Consider the following 16,359-nt stretch of genomic DNA (forward strand, 5'->3'; position numbering starts at 1 on the left):
AACGCGACGCGCAATCAGGCGGTCTTGTTATAGACCTTGGCAAAGTTGTCCTGAGCGGACTTCGCGCCGTTGGCGGCGAGCTTGCCGAGATAGTCGGTGGTCGCCTTGGCGCGCGAAACGAGCGCTTCGCCGCGGGAGCGGAGCAGGCTCGACTGGATCTCGACGGCTTCGCTGAACGACTTGGCGGACGCGAGCTTGTCGATGCCCGAGAAGAACGCTTCGGCGTCCTCGTAGATCGCCTGCTGGATGTTGCGGCTGATCTTGCCGGCTTCGGCGACGGATTCGGTCACCGCGTTCTCGACGGCGGCGGTCACCCGCTCGGAGCCGGCGAAAACCTCGGCAGCGCGGTCCTTGGCAGTGCTGGCACTCTTCTTGACGAACTCGCGGGCAGCCTCGGGAACTTCCAGGTTCTGGATGTTCTTGAACGCGTCCTTGAAGCCCTCGAAGGCGGTGTTGGTTTCGGTGGTCATTGGGGGTCTCTCCATCCTCATTGGTCTGAGCTATGGGCTCACCCCGTCCGCATTGGCCCGGGGCACCGCTTATATCGCATAGTTAATTGTGCAATGCAATATTCATATTGCACTGCGATATCACGAAATCGTGAACAGCCTTAACAGGAGGCAATATGATGCCTCCCTCACCAATTGGTTCCCGAGGAACGGTGCCCGGCCGGTCTTTGTGGTCCTTAGTGCTGGACGGCACCAGGCAGCCCATAGGCCTCCATCTGGGCCTGGACCTGCGCGATGTTGTGGCCGAGCACGACAATGTCGTGGGTCTTGCCGTCGACGTCGCGGACGTGGTCGCGCAGCAGCGCCTCGGCCTTGAAGCCGAGGCTTTCAAACAGCGCGATCGCCGCCTGCTGGTCGACCGTCATCTGGACCGAGAGCTTTTCCAGGCCTGCGCCGAGCGCAAGCGCAAAGGTCTCCTGCGACAGCGCCCGCCCCACCCCCTTCCCGCGTACGTCGAGCGAGACCACCATGCGGATCTCGCCGACATGGGGCGACCAGGAATGCGGATCGCGCACCAGCGTGCCGCAGCCGACGACCTTGCCGTCCTTCACCGCGAGCAGGCTCGTGATCGCACCGCGCTCGATCTCCTTGACCCAGGCCGAGAGCACTTTTGGCTCGCTGATGTTGCGTGGCAGGAAAAGGAGATCGTGCGTCGGCAGACCCTTGCCGAAGGCAAGCACCGCGGCTTCGTCCGCAGGCGACATCAGACGGATCTCGATATCCCCGGCGTCGGTCTTGACCTGACGCGGATAGGAACGCTGCTCACTCATGTCGATCTCTTCCCCAGCCAGGAGTCCAGTTTCGGCCACAGCCGCTTCACCGCGTTGGCGCCGGCGACCAGCGAGACGTGACCGCCTTTCAGCATCACCTCCTCCTTGTCCGCCGATCCAATCTTCGCGATCAGGTGCTTTGCCGCATCATAGGGCACGATGTGGTCGTGCTCGGCGACCGCATGCAGGATCGGAACCTTGATGTCTTCGAGCTTCGCCGCGCGGCCGCCGACCGACATGGTGTCGTTGAACAGCTTGTTGTCCCACATCAGGTCCTTGGTGATGGTGCGGAAATATTCTCCAGCCAGCGGCAGCGTATCGGTCGCCCAGCGATCGAACATCCGGTAGGACTTGACGAACTCGTCGTTCCAGATGTTTTCCCAGAGCTGGATCTGGCTCACCGTGCGCGAGGCCGGGCGCAGCATCTCGAACGAGGACAGGATCATCTCCGGCGGCACGTTGCCGACGCTGTCGACGAGGCGGTCGACGTCGAAATAGCGGCGGTCGGAGAAATTGGAGAACAGCTTCATCTCGCGGAAGTCGATCGGCGTGGTGAAGCAGATCAAGTTCTTCATCGGCCCGTCCTTGTGGATCGAGCCGTAGAGCAGCGACAGCACGCCGCCGAAGCAGTAGCCGATGACGGAGACGTCCTGCTCGCCGGAATCCTGCTGCACGCGGCGGACGCAATCCGGGATGAAGTCGAGGACGTAGTCCTCCATGCGCAGGCTCTTCTCTTCCGGACGCGGCGCGCTCCAGTCGAGCATGTAGACGTCGTAGCCGCGCCTCAGGAGGAACTCGATGAAGCTCTGGCCGGGCACGAGGTCGAGGATGTAGCCGCGATTGGTGGTCGCCATCACGATCAGAACCGGCACGCGGTAGATCTCGTCCGACATCGGCCGATAGTGGTAGAGGCTCATCGTGCCGCGCGAATGCAGTACGTCTTTCGGCGTCGAGCCGAGCGTCGGGCCGGAGGTCGAGAAATATTCGACACCCTTGATGCTGCGCTGGATTGCGCGCTGCACCTCGGACTGGATGCGCTCCGGGATGGAGGCGAAATCAAGTCCCGTCGGCGCGTTCATTTGGGCTCTCCGCCTTCGGAGGGCGGGCGTTTCGTCCGCGGCGGCCGCGGCGCACCGTCGATGCCTTGCGACAGTCCGGAACCTGCCGCCATCTGGCTCAGCATCGACTTCATCTCGCCGATCTGGGCCTCGATGGACTGTAGCCGTTCCGCAAGACCCGTGACCTGCTCGCGGCTCGGCAGATTCATACTGACAAGGTATTTCTCCATGAGCTCGCCGAGCTGCTTCTGAGCACCTGCAGCAACGCCGCCGGCCCGATTCATCGCTTGCGAGAACTCAGGCGACGACATGGCTTGATTGGCGAAAGAGTTGAACCCCTTCTCCATCTCGCCAACCATCTTCTGCCACACGGCAACGGGGTCGTTTGTCTTGTCGGTCATCGGCGTCCTCCTGAAATCGAGAGCTGCGATGCCCTTCTTTTTTCACCATACGACACCGTTGCGCGGTGCCGGTCAACCGGCAAGCAGCGGGTGCGCTAATGCGCACGCCGCTTCTTTGCGGCGGGAAACCGTGCGATACAGCATCGATCAGCAGGAGGGACCGCGCCCGTGAACGCCCATCAGCCGCCCAAGACCGTCCGCGCCAACGGCATCGACATTTGCTACGAGATCTTTGGCGACGACAACGCCGAGCCGCTGCTGCTGATCATGGGGCTCGGGGCGCAGATGATCCATTGGGACGATGCGTTCTGCGAGCAGCTCGCCGTGCACGGCTTTCGCGTGATCCGCTTCGACAATCGCGACATCGGCAAGTCGAGCCATCTGACGGGCGGCAAACGCCTGACGCCGCTCGAGCTGCTGAAGCTGCGCTTCCTCAGGATTCCCGTGGCCGCAACCTACAAGCTGATCGATATGGCCAGGGACACCGTCGGCCTGATGGACGCGCTCGGCATCAAGTCGGCGCATCTGGTCGGCGCCTCCATGGGCGGCATGATCGCGCAGGAGGTGACGCTGTCGTTTCCGCAGCGCGTGCGTTCGCTGACCTCGATCATGTCGACGACGGGCAATCCGCGCGTGCCGCCGCCGACACGCGAAGCCGCCGCGATGCTGATGGCACCGCCGCCGCGCAGCAAGGAGGAGTTCATCGACCGCTTCGGCCAGACCTGGAAGGTGTTACGCGCCGGGGCCTTTCCGGAAGAGGAAGCACTGGATCCTGATCGTGCCGAGCGCGTGTTCGCGCGCGGACTCAATCCGGCCGGCGTCGGCCGGCAACTGCGCGCCGTGCTTGCCTCGGGCAGCCGCAAGGAGCGGCTGCATAGCGTGAAAACACCGGCGCTGGTGATCCACGGCACGGTTGATCCCTTGGTCCATCCCGAAGGCGGCAAGGACACGGCGGCCTCGATCCCCGGTGCAAAGCTGTTGATGATCGAGGGCATGGGCCACGCGCTGCCGATGCGCTTCTGGCCCGAGATCATCGGTGCCATCGACAAGCACGCGCATGGTGCGGCAGCACGGGCGGCTTAGACCGACGTAGGTGGTCTCTCCGCAGTGACCATGTGAGCTGCCGGTTACTGTCTTAACGAGAGCCGGCGCGAAAGCTATACAGGCCTCCCTCAATCGCAAGACAGAGGCCGCGGCCTCTCGGAGCTCACATGCATCTCATCGTCCGCCCGATCGCAATGATTGCGGCTTCCATTCTCATGCTGTCCCTCGGCAACGGCGCCGCGATCGCCGGCAGCGCGCAGGAAGAAGCCAACCGCACCGCCGTGCTTGCCTTCTACGAGAAGGGCCTCAATCAGAAGGACGCGGATGCAGCCGTCGCCTATATCGGCAACCGCTATGTGCAGCACAATCCGAATGCGGCAGATGGTCCGGACGGCTTCCGCAAGTTCATCGGCTTCCTCCGCGAGAAGTTTCCGAACTCGCACAGCGAGATCAAGCGCTCGTTCGTCGACGGCGACTATGTCATTCTCCACGTGCACGCGGTTCGCGAACCCGGCACAAGGGGCAACGCGATCGTCGACATCTTCAAGCTGCAAAACGGCAAGATCGTCGAGCACTGGGACGTCGTGCAGCCGATCCCGGAAAATCCGGCGAACAACAACACGATGTTCTGACGGATTGAACGCGCAGAGAGGCAGACCGCCTAGCTCTTCCGCGCGATCCAGATCACGTGACGCGCGCCGCCGCCTCTGCCGGTGGCGCGGACGTTGACTTCATTCACGTCGAAGCCGGCGCTCCCAAGGCGCCTGGTGAATGCCGGGTTGGGCCCCGACGACCAGACGGCGAGCACGCCGCCCGGCCGCAGCGCCGTCTTGGCCGCCTTCAACCCGCCCGCGTTGTAGAGTGCATCATTGCCCTTGCGGGTCAGCCCCTCCGGCCCGTTATCGACGTCGAGGAGAATGGCGTCGAAGGCCGATCCCTTCGCCCGGATGATGTCGGCGACATCGGTCTCGCGGATGCTCACCCTGACATCATCGAGACTGTCGCCGAAGACCTGCGACATCGGACCTCGCGCCCAGGCGACCACCGCCGGCACGAGCTCGGACACGACGATCTTCGCCTTGCTGCCGAGCACGGTGAGCGCCGCACGCAGCGTAAAGCCCATGCCGAGGCCGCCGATCAGGACGACGGGCTTTGCGACCTTCTCGATCTGCTTCGCCGCCAATGTCGCGAGCGCAGCCTCGGAGCCCGACAGGCGGCTGTTCATCAGCTCGTTGGTGCCGAGCATGATCGAGAACTCCTTGCCGCGCCGCATCAGGCGGAGCTCGCCATCGGAGCCGGGAATTTGGGCGGTGTCGATCTTTTCCCAGGGAATCATGCGCGAGCTTTAGCATGATCGGAAATCGTAGGGTGGGTTAGCGAAGCGTAACCCACCAACTTCGTTCTGCGTGCGCTGAAACATGGTGGGTTACGCTTCGCTAACCCACCCTACAATCTACGGCTAACCGCCCGCCCAGACGTCGAGCACATAGCGGTTCTTCGCACCCATCTCCTCGATCCAGCGCGCACCGGCGGCGGCATCGCTACCGCTCTTCTCGCGATGGATCGCGACGAGCGCGGCCTTCACGTCGGGCTCCATTTTGCCGCCGTCGCCGCAGACGTAGATGATGGCGCCCTGCTCGATCAGCGGCCAGACCTTGTCCTTCTGCGCTGCGATCACGTGCTGCACATAGGTCTTCGGTCCATCCGCGCGCGAGAACGCCGTGAAGAGCTCGGTGATGCCGCTTGCCGCCAGCGCCTTCAGCTCGTCGGCGTAGAGAAAATCCTGGTCGGGACGGCGGCAGCCGAAGAACAGCATCGCCGGACCGAGCGCAGCGCCTTTCGCCTTGCGCGCGGCGCGCTCCTGGAGGAAGCCGCGGAACGGCGCCAGTCCCGTGCCCGGGCCGATCATGATGATCGGCACGGATGGATCGTCCGGAAGCCGGAAGCCGGCCTTGGTCTCACGCACGGTGGCGTAGATCGCATCGCCCGCGCGCCGGTTGGCGAGATAGTTGGAGCAGATGCCTTTGTAGACGCCGCGTCCGGAGGCGGCCTGCCCCTCGACCACACCGACCGTGACGCTGCAACACGCCGGATCGACCGACGGCGAGGAGGAGATCGAGTAATAGCGCGGCGCCAGCAGCGAGAGCATTTCCAGATAAACGTGGAACGGCAATTCGCAGGCCGGATATTCGAGCAGCAGGTCGAACACCGATTTGCGCCTCGCCAGAATCTCGGCGCGGTAGCGCTCGGCCGGCTCGACCTCCTCGCCGACGAAGGCCAGCAGCTTGGGCTTGGTGACCGGGCAGCGGGTGTGCTCGGCCATGATCTGGATCTGCTTCCGCGTCGCCACCTGCTGCAGCTCGACGAACTCGCTGAGCAGGCGGCCGACCGACACGGCCTCGCCGACCGGCAACTGCGCGCGGCGGCCTTCGGCGACCCGAAGCCTGATCTGGTCGGCCGGCAGGAAGCCGAAGCGGCGGGCAACCGAATCCACCAGCGTCGGGTCGTTGCGCGGGACGACGCTCAAATGATCGCCGACGCGGTAGGTGATATTGGACGGCAGCTGCACCTCGATATGTCGCGTCGAGCGCTCCGACGGATTGGACCCGCTCTTGTTCTGAAGCTCGTCATTGACCAGCACCTTCATCGCCACTGCGCCGCCCTGGGCGACGATGGTGTTGACGGCGGTCACCGCGACAGGCTCGATCGCGTAGAGCGGGTCGTCCTCCGCGGTGCGGGTGAAGTTCCAGTCGATGCCGAACTCCTTGGTCGCGACCTGGGCAGCCGCCGGGAACCATTTCTGGAACTGGCCGTCGAGATCGCTGCGCGCATCGCCCTCGCCGCGCGGATAGACCGCGCGCGCGCCGTGCTTCGACAACTGCTCGTCGATGAAGCGCGGCACCGATTGATAGGTCGCGGCCCAGTCGCTGTTGCCGCAGCCGAATACGGCGTAGCGCACATTGGCAAAGGCATCCTTCGGCCGGTCGTCGCCGAGCCATTTGACGAACTGTGTCGCATTGTCCGGGGGCGCTCCGTTATAGGAGGCGCAGATGATCAGCACGCCGCCCTCCTGCGGCAGCTTGCCGACATACTCGTCGAGCGGCCCGAGATGCACGGCAAAGCCGTTGATCTCGGCAAGGTCCGCCATGCGCGTCGCGAGTTCCTCGGCGGTGCCGAGATTGGAGCCGTAAAGCACCAGCATCGGCGTGTTGTGGCCGGGCCGCGCCGTCGGCTGGCGCGGCGTCTTCGGCGCCGAAGCCGTGGCGGCGACAGCTCCACCATAAGCACCGCGCTCGCGATCGGCGCGCGGGCGAACCTTGATCTTGAAGCCCTCCGGCTTCATCGTCAGCGTTTCCTTCAGGTGCATCTGGTAGCGCTGGTGGTCGATCAGCTTGAAACGCTGGAGGATCATGCCGAGTGCGAGCGCCGCCTCGTGCATGGCAAAGCCGCGGCCGATGCAGGCACGCTGGCCGTTGCCAAACGGCTTCCAGGCATTGATCGGCCGCTTGGCCTCCGCCTCGCGGCTGAAATTTTCGGGATCGAAGGCATCGGGATTTGGTCCCCAGACGGAGGGATCGCGATGCAGTGCCGTCACCAGAATGGTGATGAACGTGCCCTTCCTGAGCTTGTACCTGCCGCCGCCGATGGTCTCGTCGCTCAACGGTGAGATGCCGTAGGCCGGCGCCGGCGGCCATAGCCGCAGCGCCTCTTTCAGGATCTGCGTGATGTAGGTGAGCTGCGTCACCTGCTGATAGGTCGGCTTCGCGTTGACATCGGGACCGAAGACGCGATCGACCTCGTCATAGGCCTTCTTGAGAATGTCGGGATGCTTCAAGAGCGCATAGAGCGTGTAGGACAACAGGCCGCTTGTGGTCTCGTGGCCGGCGATCAAAAACGTGTTGATCTGATAGCGGATGTTGACGTCGTCCAGCTGCTCGCCGGTCGAGCGGTCGACGCCGGTCATCATCGCCGCGAGCATGTCCTTCTTGTCGTCAATCCCCTCTGCACTCTTGCGGCGCTCTGCGATGATCTCGTCGACCATCTTGTTCATGAAGGCGACGTCTTCGGCGAGCGTCTTGCGCCGCTTCTGCATCCAGATCTGCTCGAACGGCAGACCGCGCGTCATCATGATGGTTTCGAGCGAGCGCACCAGCGACTCGACGAAGGGATGGTAGTCGCGCCGGTAGAACGAATTGAAGCGGTAGTCGAAGCCGCACAGGCCGATCGTGTCCAGCGTCAGCGCCGTCATGTCGTGGACGACGTCGATCTCGTCGTCGGCGTTCAGCCGCTCCCATTTGTTGACGAGCTGCTCGGCGATGTCGACCATGCTCGGGTGATAGGACTGCATGGCGCGGTTGCCGAAGGGCTGAAGCAGGATGTTGTGCGCCTTGCTCCAGTTCGGCTCCCTGGTGTCGGCCGTGAACAGGCCGTCGCCGCCGACCGCACGCACGCGCCGCAGCGCGCCACGCACCGTCTTGTCGAAGCGTTTTTCGTCGGAGAGCTCGTCGACGAGATCGTGACCGGAGACAACGACGATCGGCGAGCCCATCATGTCGAGCCAGAAGATCGGCCCGAGCTCCTTGGCGAGCCGCGTCAGGTGCTGCACCGGGGCGGCCGAGTCCAGCGACAGCATGTTGCCGACCACCGGCTTGGTCGGCGGCTGCGGAATCGGGTCCAGACGATTCTTGGATGACATTGACGTGCGCTTCCCCCTCAGTAACCCTCGTCATTGCGAGGAGCCCGCGACAAAATTGCAAGGCAATTTTGCGCTGGTGCGACGAAGCAATCCAGACCATCACCGCGGAGGCATCCTGGATTGCTTCGCCTCGCTCGCAATGACGAGCTAGCCAAATCGCCTTCTGCGCCATTCGATCAGCTTGGCGCTGACCTCGTCCGGCTTCTCCTGCTGCGTCCAATGGCCGCTGTCGCGGACCAGATATTTTTCGAGATCGGGAATCAGCTTGTCCATGCCATCGGCGGAAGACGGCGGCAGCACCGCGTCGTTCTCGGCCATGATCATCAGCGACGGCACGCGTACCGTATGATCGAGCCCTTCGGCGCGCACCCAATTGCGCGACATGTTGCGATACCAGTTGATGCCGCCGGTAAAGCCGGTCCTGGTGAAATTGTCGACGAACACCTTCTTCTCTTCCGGCGACAGGATCGGCGCACGCGGATCGTGCTTGGCGTCATAGGCCGCGATCATCTGCGGAAACGCCAGGTTGAGCCGTGGCGAAGCGCCGACGCCGGCAACCACTTCCTCTGCCGGCGCGTCGGGCGGGCGCGGCGCCGGCTTGCGCATGAACGCATCGAAGGTCTGCTCGACGCGGCTGCCAAAGATCCTGTCGGGCTCACGGGACGGGTCCTGGAACTGCACGATGTACATCTTGTCGCCAAACCGCGCGCGCAGGAGCTCGATCGGATCGGCCCAGGCACGGTTGGTATGGGGGGTATTGATGCCGACCACGCCGGCGACACGGCCGATATGCCGCAGTGGCATCTGCCAGACGATGAAGCCGCCCCAGTCGTGGCCGACGAAGATCGCCTTGTCGATCCCGAGATGATCGAGCAGACCGACGAGATCGCCGGTCAGGTGCTCGATGTCGTAGTCCTCGACCGGCTCGGGCCGGTCGGTCGCGCCATAACCACGCTGGTCCGGCGCGATCACCCGGATTCCGGCCTCGCTCAGCGCCTTGATCTGATGGCGCCAGGAGAAGGCGAGTTCCGGCCAGCCATGGCACAGCACCAACGGCGGGGTATCGGAGACCGGACCCGCCTCGTAATAACCCATGCGGATTCCGTTCGTCTGCACGAACTTGAGCGGCGGCATTTCAATCATCGAGACATTCCTACTCTGCAGCGCCTTTGATGTTGACCGCGGGTGGGGCGTAGGCCGCCTCCAGCGCAGCAAACTCCTCGGGCAACATGTCGCACATCACCTGCACATGCGGAATGATGTTGGCACCGACGATGAAACCGAAATCGAGCTGATCGCGATAGCTCTGCACGGTGATGTTGAGCGCCTGCCCGTGCGTCGAGATCGATACCGGGAAGATGTGCAGCAGCTCGGCACCCGCGGCGTAGAGCGTCTGCCGCGGCCCGGGCACGTTGGACACCGTGATGTTGGCGGCCGGCGGCAGCACGTCCGACAGGTTCGAGCGGCTGTAGAGCAGTGCCAGGATCTGCACCATGATCGGCGCACCCAGCATCGAGATGTTGGACACTTGCGGCATCAGGGCGCGCAGCGGATGCGACATCTCCTTGGACTTGGTCGATTGCGCGATGATCGCCTCCAGTCGCGCCTTTGGATCGTCGATGTCGGTCGCGATCGCGCAGATCATGCCGAACACCTGGTTGTTGGCCTCGGTGTTGCCTTCCTCGCGCAGCGAGATCGGCACCGCGGCGGTCAGCGATTTAGCCGGCAGCGTGCCATATTGCTGGAGATAGCGGCGGACCACGCCGGAGGCGAGCGCCAGCACGACGTCGTTGAGCTTGCCGCCGGCCTGCTTGGCCAGCGCCTTCGCCCGCGACAGCGGGATCGACACGCCGGCGAAGCTGCGCTCCGAGGAGATGGTCTTGTTGAGCATGGTCGGCGGCGACACCATGCTGGCCAGGCTCTCGCGCGACTTCGGATCGGCGACCTTGCCGAGCACGTCGGACACGCTCTTGAGCACGGTCGGGATGTTGCCGGCGAAGCGCACCGCGCTCTCGATCTGGTACATCGCATTGTCGAACAGGATGGAGCCGATGTCGCTCTTGCCGGTGCGCGGCAGCTGCAGGTTCTTCGCAGCGGCCGAAGCATCGAGCGGCTGGCTGAAGAGCTGCTGGTAGGAATCGAGCAGGTTGGCGGCGATGTCGCGCGGCTCCTGTCCGGGCTTAGCTCCCGCCGCCGGCGGATCGACCTTCCGCGGGATCGGCGAGATGTCGTAGATCATGTTGGTCAGGGCCGCGCCGGCACCGCCGTCGATGGCGGCATGGTGCATCTTGGAATAGAGCCCGACCTCGTTGTCCTTCATGCCCTCGAACACGTAGAACTCCCAGAGCGGGCGGGCGCGGTTCAAGAGCTTGGCATGCATCCAGCCAACGATGCGCTCGAGCGTGGCGCGGTCGCGCGGCTGCGGCAGGCTGGCGCGAAAGATGTGACGGTCGATGTCGAACTGATCGTCCTCGACCCAGGAGGGATGATCGATATCGAGCGGCGCCTTCTCCAGCCGCGCCTTCAGGATCGGCGCGATGTGCAGGCGCGAGACGATCATCGCCTTGAAGTCTTCGAAGAAGTCGCCCTTGTAATCGTCGGGCAGGCGAAAAATCGCCATGCTGCCGACATGCATCGGCATTTCCGGCGTTTCCAGATAGAGAAACGACGCGTCCAGCGACGACAGCTTCTTACCGTCAGCCATAGTTCCCTCCCGCAAGATTTGACGGGCGCCTTGGCGGCGCTTCTCGTCAGGCCGATATTGCCCGCTCCGGCGGGGCATATGCAATGGCAAACGGCCCCGCCCGGTCAAATGGCCAGAACTCCCCCTCCGGTTGCGCCAGCCGGTCCGCAACGGCCCACAGCGCTGCGGGGTTCACGCCGAGCCCGATATGGCTCGCTAGGTGCACCTCGATGTTCTCGGCACGGTCCGAGGGACGCAACAGACAGGTCCGCCAGTTCACGACGCCGTCGGCGCGGGAATAGATCGACGTCGCCGGCACCGGCAGATCGCCGGCGATCGCCTCGCGCAGTTCGGCAAAATCCTCGACCCGCTCGCCGGACAGCGCCTCGTAGAGCCGCGTGGCATTGGTCGCCCGCACATCGTTGGCAAAAGGACTGCCGAGCGTCACGACGTAACGGACCATGTCGGGCGCCTGGAGCGCGAGATCGCGGGCATAGACGCCGCCGAGGCTCCATCCGACCAGGCTGACCTTGCGCCCCGTCGCGGCGTGGATTTCGGCGAGGCGGGCACGAAGAGCCTCCCGCATCCGCCCCAGCCCGCCGAGATTGCGGCCCATCCGCCAGGCATGTGCCTCATAGCCGAGCTCGCTCAGATAGCGCCGCATCGGCGCCATCGAAAGATCGCTGGCGAGAAAGCCGGGCAGCGTCAGCACCGGATGGCCGTCGCCCCTGGGCGCGCGCATCAGCAACGGCGACAACAGCACGCTGGCGTTGAACTCGAACAGCCCGCGGGCTTCGGCGAGCAGCAAACCAAGGCCCGGCGGACGAAGCCGGTCAGACGCTTGCGGTCCGTCCCGCCCAGGCGCCATTATTTCTTCTTGTCGCTGCTGCGCGTTCCGCCGAGGCCGGCCATGGTGACGAACATGTCCTGAAACCGCTCGGCGAGCTTCGGATCGAAAGTGAACCAGCTCTGGATCAGCGATTCCGGCGAGACCTTGTCGATATTGCTCAGGACCTGCTGCTGTAGCTTGTCCATGACGGCAATCTGCATCGGCGAGACATCCGGCAATCCGAAGAACTGACGGGCCTCGAGGGGGGTGCAGTCGATTTCGATGTTAACTTTCATGTCCCCTCCGGATGAGATTCGAGCAGCCTGTCGGAGTATCGCCGCGACACGGTGTGCAACGCAAGCGACCTCAGACGCGCTGCGGGGCGCAGGCTCCCGCAATCGGCGGGTATGGTCAATCAAATCGCTCGGCCGCGACCGCAGCGCGGACCGCGGAGACGCCAACGGCCGACAGGGCCAGTTTCCCTATATCCCGGGACTTCACAGGTCGAAAGTCGAATGTCATTCGCGCGCCGGCCTCCCCTAGATTGCCGGTCAGCATTGCTGCACAGCGGTGCAACTTGGCGCGTTCCTTGCTGGAATGGCGCTTGCACGGGTCGTGAACTCTGGGCAACATGGATCGATCCGCCCGCCGAACAATGAAAAATCACGGCGCGGCAGAGTGGAGAGGGTCAAGAATGTCAGTCGGACGAACTCTGTTTGCGGCGACGCTCGCCGGTACGCTTGCGTTGGCGGTCTCGCCGGCGTCGAGCCAGACGCTACGTTATGCCAACCAGGGTGACCTGAAGTCGCTCGACCCCTATACGCTCAACGAGAGCACCACCCACGCCCATCTCGGTCACGTCTATCAAGGCCTCACCGCGCGCGACAAGGACCTCAAGATCATTCCGGCGCTGGCGGAAAGCTGGGAAACTCCGGAACCGACCCGCTGGCGCTTCCATTTGCGCAAGGGCGTGAAATTCCACAACGGCGACCCCTTCACCGCCGACGACGTGGTGTTCTCCGCCGATCGCGTCCGCAAGAAGGGGTCCAATATGCAGACCCGCCTTGCGCCCGACGTCAAGGTGGTCAAGGTCGACGACTACACCGTCGATTTCGTCCTGCCCTCGCCCAACCCCATCCTGCATAACTCGTGGGATGTCTGGTACATCATGGACAAGAAATGGGCCGAGGAGAACAACGTCGTCGACCCGACGCCGGTGGCGGCGACCACGCCGAGCTACGCCTCGCTCCACGAGAACGGCACCGGTCCCTTCATCATCGAGAGCCATCAGCCCGGCGTGAAGACCGTGTTCAAGGCCAATCCCAATTACTGGGGCAAGGTCGAAGGCAATTTGAAGGAGATCATCTTCACTCCGATCTCCTCCGACGCCACCCGCGTCGCCGCCCTGCTCTCGGGCGAAGTCGACGTCATCGAGCCGGTGCCGATCCAGGACATCTCCCGCGTCGATTCCAGCCCGAATGCCCAGGTGCTGAAGGGGCCGGAGCTGCGCACCATCTTCATCGGCTTCGACCAGATGCGGGATGAGCTGCTCTACTCCAACATCAAGGGCAAGAACCCGTTCAAGGACATCAAGGTCCGCGAGGCGTTCTACAAGGCGATCGACATCGAGCTGATCAAGACGCGCGTGATGCGCGGGCTGGCGACGCCGTCGGCGCTGATGATCGCGCCGGAGCTGTTCATACTGTCCAAGGAGTTCACGCGGCCGAAATTCGATCCCGACGGCGCCAAGAAGCTCCTGACCGAAGCCGGTTATCCCGATGGCTTCGAGGTCACCATGGATTGCCCGAACGATCGCTACGTCAACGACGCCGCGATCTGCCAGGCCGTCGTCGGCATGCTCGCCCGCATCGGCGTCAAGATCAATCTGCTGGCGCAGCCGAAGGCGCAGTACTTCGCCAAGGTGCTGAAGCAAGGCGGCTACCAGACCTCGTTCTACCTGCTGGGCTGGACGCCGAGCACGATGGACTCCCACAACGTGCTCTTTGACATCATGGGCTGCCGCGACGATGCGAAATCCTCGCGGGGCGAGGCCAATCTCGGCGGCTACTGCAACAAGGAGTTCGACGCCATCACCGACAAGGTGCTGGTCGAAACCGACACCGCCAAGCGCAACCAGCTGATCAAGCAGGCCTACGAAATCGGCAACAAGGACTGGTCCTATATCCCGCTGCACCAGCAGGCGCTGGCCTGGGGCGTATCGAAGAAGGTTAACCTGCCGCAGCGCGCCGACAATCTGGTCATGTTCCACTGGGCGACCAAGAAGGAATAGCGTCAGTTGAACACAAGGTCCCGGGAGCGTCAGGCTTCCGGGACCTTTCCTTTTTCCGGCTGACAAGGACGTCGGCTGTAAGCACACCCAAGGACAGTGGAAGAAATGCTCGCTTTCACTCTTCGCCGCGCCGTTCAGGCTATCGGCGTCATGTTCGCCGTCGGCATCATCGCGTTCTCGATGTTCCGATTCGCCGGCGATCCCGTGAACCAGATCGTCTCGATCGACACGTCGGCGGCCGAACGCGAAGCCGTGCGCAAGTCGCTCGGCCTCGATGATCCCGTGCCAGTGCAGTTCGTGCGCTATTTCGGCGACGCCGCGCAGTTCAAGTTCGGCGTCTCCTATCAGTTCCGCCAGCCGGTCTCGACGCTATTGATGGAGCGCATGCCCGCGACGCTGGAACTTGCGATCTGCGCGACCGTATTTGCGATGGTGTTCGGCATCCTGATGGGCGTCTATTCGGCGCTGAAGCGCGACACCGCGCTCGCCAAATTATTCCAGGCGGTTTCGCTGATCGGCATCTCGCTGCCGACGTTCCTGATCGGCATCCTCCTGATCTATCTGTTCGCCGTGACATTGGGCTGGTTGCCCTCGTTCGGCCGCGGCGAGGTGGTCAGGCTCGGCTGGTGGACGACGGGCCTGCTCACGCTGTCGGGCCTGAAGGCGCTGATCATGCCCTCGATCACGCTCGGCCTGTTCCAGATGACCCTGATCATGCGGCTGGTGCGCGCGGAGATGCTGGAAGTGCTGCGGACCGACTATATCCGCTTCGCGCGCGCCCGGGGGCTGACCACCCGTGCCATCCATTTCGGCCACGCGCTCAAGAACACGCTCATTCCCGTGATCACGGTAGCCGGGCTCCAGTTTGGCTCGGTTATTGCATTTTCGATCATCACCGAAACCGTGTTCCAGTGGCCGGGCATGGGACTTCTGTTCGTCCAGGCCGTGCAAAACGTCGATATCCCGATCATGGCCGCCTACCTGCTGATGGTCTCGCTGATCTTCGTCACCATCAATCTGGTGGTCGATATCCTCTACACCGTGGTCGATCCGCGCCTGCGCTCGACCGTCGGCCGCGCGACATAAGGCAGCCTGCATGTCCGACGCAGTCGTCTCAAATTCCGACAAGCAGAGCACGCAGCCGACACACGCTGCCCGCGGCTGGCTCAGCCGCGCGCTCGACAGCGACGTCTTCTATTCCTTCCGCCGTTCCAAGCTCACCATGGTCGCGGCCGCCATCACGGTCTTGTTCTTCCTGCTTGCGATCTTTGCCTCCTGGCTTGCGGTCCAGAACCCGTTCGATCCGGCGCAACTTCAGCTGATGAACTCGCGGATTTCGCCGCTATGGACCGCCGACGGCCAGAGCCCGTTCCTGCTCGGCACCGATGAGCAGGGCCGCGACGTGTTCTCCGCCATCCTCTACGGCATGCGTATCTCGCTCGCTGTCGGCGTCGCCGGCGTGATCTTCGCCGGCGCGCTCGGCATCGCGCTCGGCCTGATCGCCGGTTATTTCGGCGGCGCGGTGGACGGCGTGATCATGCGGATCGCCGACGTCCAACTCACCTTCCCCGCCATCCTGATCGCGCTGCTGGTCAATGGCATCGCGAAATCGATCCTCGGCAACCGGCTGGATGCGACCAGCATGCTGGTGGTGCTGGTGATCTCGATTGGTCTGAGTTTCTGGGTCGGGTATGCCCGGACCGTGCGCGGTTCCGTGATGGTCGAGAAGAACAAGGACTACGTGGCCGCCGCGCAGCTGATCGGCCTGCCCGCCCCCGTGATCATGCTGCGGCATGTGCTGCCGAACACGATGGGTCCGATCCTGGTCATCGCCACCATCAACCTCGCGCTCGCCATCATCACCGAGGCGACGCTGTCCTTCCTCGGCGTCGGCCTGCCCGACACCATGCCCTCGCTCGGCACGCTGATCCGCATCGGCAACAACTATCTGTTCGCGGGCGAATGGTGGATCGTCGCCTTTCCGGGGCTCGCGCTCGCCGCGCTGATCCTCTCCATCAACCTGCTCGGCGACTGGCTGCGCGACGCGCTCAACCCAAAACTTCGATGAGTGTGCGTCGC

General features: G+C 63.7%; 15 protein-coding genes. 5 read left to right on the forward strand and 10 right to left on the reverse strand.

Features of this window, described 5'->3' with window-relative positions:
• Positions 1–14: 14 nt before the first annotated feature.
• The 4 genes from XI09_RS35520 to XI09_RS35535 form a co-directional block, all read right to left on the reverse strand.
• A complete protein-coding gene (locus tag XI09_RS35520) occupies positions 15–470 on the reverse strand; it encodes a phasin (RefSeq protein WP_092186059.1) in 456 nt (151 codons plus the stop codon).
• A 215-nt stretch (positions 471–685) separates the two neighbouring features.
• A complete protein-coding gene (locus tag XI09_RS35525; RefSeq protein ID WP_271571031.1) occupies positions 686–1,279 on the reverse strand; it encodes a GNAT family N-acetyltransferase in 594 nt (197 codons plus the stop codon).
• Positions 1,276–2,358, reverse strand: a complete 1,083-nt coding sequence (locus XI09_RS35530; protein ID WP_092186055.1) for a PHA/PHB synthase family protein — start codon at positions 2,356–2,358, stop codon at positions 1,276–1,278. The genes XI09_RS35525 and XI09_RS35530 overlap by 4 nt, the downstream gene beginning before the upstream one ends.
• Complete coding sequence (locus XI09_RS35535) at positions 2,355–2,738, reverse strand: hypothetical protein (protein WP_271571032.1); 384 nt, start codon at positions 2,736–2,738, stop codon at positions 2,355–2,357. Before XI09_RS35535 ends, XI09_RS35530 begins: the two co-directional genes overlap by 4 nt.
• 168 nt (positions 2,739–2,906) lie before the next feature.
• On the opposite strand from XI09_RS35535, the gene XI09_RS35540 reads away from it, so the two are divergent.
• Positions 2,907–3,821, forward strand: a complete 915-nt coding sequence (locus XI09_RS35540) for an alpha/beta fold hydrolase (RefSeq protein WP_271571033.1) — start codon at positions 2,907–2,909, stop codon at positions 3,819–3,821.
• A gap of 128 nt (positions 3,822–3,949) precedes the next feature.
• Positions 3,950–4,414 (forward strand): nuclear transport factor 2 family protein, encoded by a 465-nt coding sequence (locus XI09_RS35545; RefSeq protein ID WP_271571034.1) that lies wholly within the window; start codon positions 3,950–3,952, stop codon positions 4,412–4,414.
• 29 nt (positions 4,415–4,443) lie between these two features.
• Here the strand turns inward: XI09_RS35545 and XI09_RS35550 are convergent, their stop codons facing one another.
• The 6 genes from XI09_RS35550 to XI09_RS35575 form a co-directional block, all read right to left on the reverse strand.
• Entirely contained in the window at positions 4,444–5,118 is a 675-nt protein-coding gene (locus XI09_RS35550) for a spermidine synthase (protein ID WP_271571035.1), read from the reverse strand.
• 123 nt (positions 5,119–5,241) lie between these two features.
• The gene (locus XI09_RS35555; protein ID WP_271571036.1) at positions 5,242–8,478 is read right to left on the reverse strand and encodes a bifunctional cytochrome P450/NADPH--P450 reductase; all 3,237 of its coding nucleotides are present in this window, start codon (positions 8,476–8,478) and stop codon (positions 5,242–5,244) included.
• 147 nt (positions 8,479–8,625) lie between these two features.
• The gene (locus XI09_RS35560; RefSeq protein WP_271571037.1) at positions 8,626–9,621 is read right to left on the reverse strand and encodes an alpha/beta fold hydrolase; all 996 of its coding nucleotides are present in this window, start codon (positions 9,619–9,621) and stop codon (positions 8,626–8,628) included.
• Positions 9,622–9,631: 10 nt separating this feature from the next.
• Entirely contained in the window at positions 9,632–11,182 is a 1,551-nt protein-coding gene (locus XI09_RS35565; RefSeq protein WP_271571038.1) for a WS/DGAT/MGAT family O-acyltransferase, read from the reverse strand.
• Positions 11,183–11,228: 46 nt separating this feature from the next.
• A complete protein-coding gene (locus XI09_RS35570) occupies positions 11,229–12,029 on the reverse strand; it encodes an esterase/lipase family protein (protein ID WP_271571039.1) in 801 nt (266 codons plus the stop codon).
• Entirely contained in the window at positions 12,029–12,286 is a 258-nt protein-coding gene (locus XI09_RS35575) for a DUF6489 family protein (protein WP_011085662.1), read from the reverse strand. The genes XI09_RS35570 and XI09_RS35575 overlap by 1 nt, the downstream gene beginning before the upstream one ends.
• A gap of 398 nt (positions 12,287–12,684) precedes the next feature.
• On the opposite strand from XI09_RS35575, the gene XI09_RS35580 reads away from it, so the two are divergent.
• The 3 genes from XI09_RS35580 (at position 12,685) to XI09_RS35590 (ending at position 16,348) form a co-directional block, all read left to right on the forward strand.
• Positions 12,685–14,280 carry an ABC transporter substrate-binding protein gene (locus XI09_RS35580; protein ID WP_271571040.1) on the forward strand — a complete coding sequence of 532 codons (1,596 nt, stop codon included), beginning with the start codon at positions 12,685–12,687 and terminating at the stop codon, positions 14,278–14,280.
• 105 nt (positions 14,281–14,385) lie between these two features.
• Positions 14,386–15,366 (forward strand): ABC transporter permease, encoded by a 981-nt coding sequence (locus XI09_RS35585; RefSeq protein ID WP_092186035.1) that lies wholly within the window; start codon positions 14,386–14,388, stop codon positions 15,364–15,366.
• Positions 15,367–15,376: 10 nt separating this feature from the next.
• Positions 15,377–16,348, forward strand: a complete 972-nt coding sequence (locus XI09_RS35590; RefSeq protein ID WP_271571041.1) for an ABC transporter permease — start codon at positions 15,377–15,379, stop codon at positions 16,346–16,348.
• Positions 16,349–16,359: the final 11 nt, after the last annotated feature.

It is taken from the genome of Bradyrhizobium sp. CCBAU 11386, assembly GCF_028128955.1.
Classification (GTDB): Bacteria; Pseudomonadota; Alphaproteobacteria; order Rhizobiales; family Xanthobacteraceae; genus Bradyrhizobium.

Excerpts from the sequence above, each read along its gene's own strand:
- XI09_RS35535 (WP_271571032.1), bottom strand. The coding sequence starts at position 2,738 with ATGACCGACAAGACAAACGACCCCGTTGCCGTGTGGCAGAAGATGGTT.
- XI09_RS35530 (WP_092186055.1), bottom strand. The coding sequence starts at position 2,358 with ATGAACGCGCCGACGGGACTTGATTTCGCCTCCATCCCGGAGCGCATC.
- XI09_RS35585 (WP_092186035.1), top strand. The coding sequence starts at position 14,386 with ATGCTCGCTTTCACTCTTCGCCGCGCCGTTCAGGCTATCGGCGTCATG.
- XI09_RS35550 (WP_271571035.1), bottom strand. The coding sequence starts at position 5,118 with ATGATTCCCTGGGAAAAGATCGACACCGCCCAAATTCCCGGCTCCGAT.
- XI09_RS35545 (WP_271571034.1), top strand. The coding sequence starts at position 3,950 with ATGCATCTCATCGTCCGCCCGATCGCAATGATTGCGGCTTCCATTCTC.
- XI09_RS35555 (WP_271571036.1), bottom strand. The coding sequence starts at position 8,478 with ATGTCATCCAAGAATCGTCTGGACCCGATTCCGCAGCCGCCGACCAAG.
- XI09_RS35590 (WP_271571041.1), top strand. The coding sequence starts at position 15,377 with ATGTCCGACGCAGTCGTCTCAAATTCCGACAAGCAGAGCACGCAGCCG.
- XI09_RS35560 (WP_271571037.1), bottom strand. The coding sequence starts at position 9,621 with ATGATTGAAATGCCGCCGCTCAAGTTCGTGCAGACGAACGGAATCCGC.
- XI09_RS35580 (WP_271571040.1), top strand. The coding sequence starts at position 12,685 with ATGTCAGTCGGACGAACTCTGTTTGCGGCGACGCTCGCCGGTACGCTT.
- XI09_RS35525 (WP_271571031.1), bottom strand. The coding sequence starts at position 1,279 with ATGAGTGAGCAGCGTTCCTATCCGCGTCAGGTCAAGACCGACGCCGGG.
- XI09_RS35570 (WP_271571039.1), bottom strand. The coding sequence starts at position 12,029 with ATGGCGCCTGGGCGGGACGGACCGCAAGCGTCTGACCGGCTTCGTCCG.
- XI09_RS35565 (WP_271571038.1), bottom strand. The coding sequence starts at position 11,182 with ATGGCTGACGGTAAGAAGCTGTCGTCGCTGGACGCGTCGTTTCTCTAT.
- XI09_RS35575 (WP_011085662.1), bottom strand. The coding sequence starts at position 12,286 with ATGAAAGTTAACATCGAAATCGACTGCACCCCCCTCGAGGCCCGTCAG.
- XI09_RS35520 (WP_092186059.1), bottom strand. The coding sequence starts at position 470 with ATGACCACCGAAACCAACACCGCCTTCGAGGGCTTCAAGGACGCGTTC.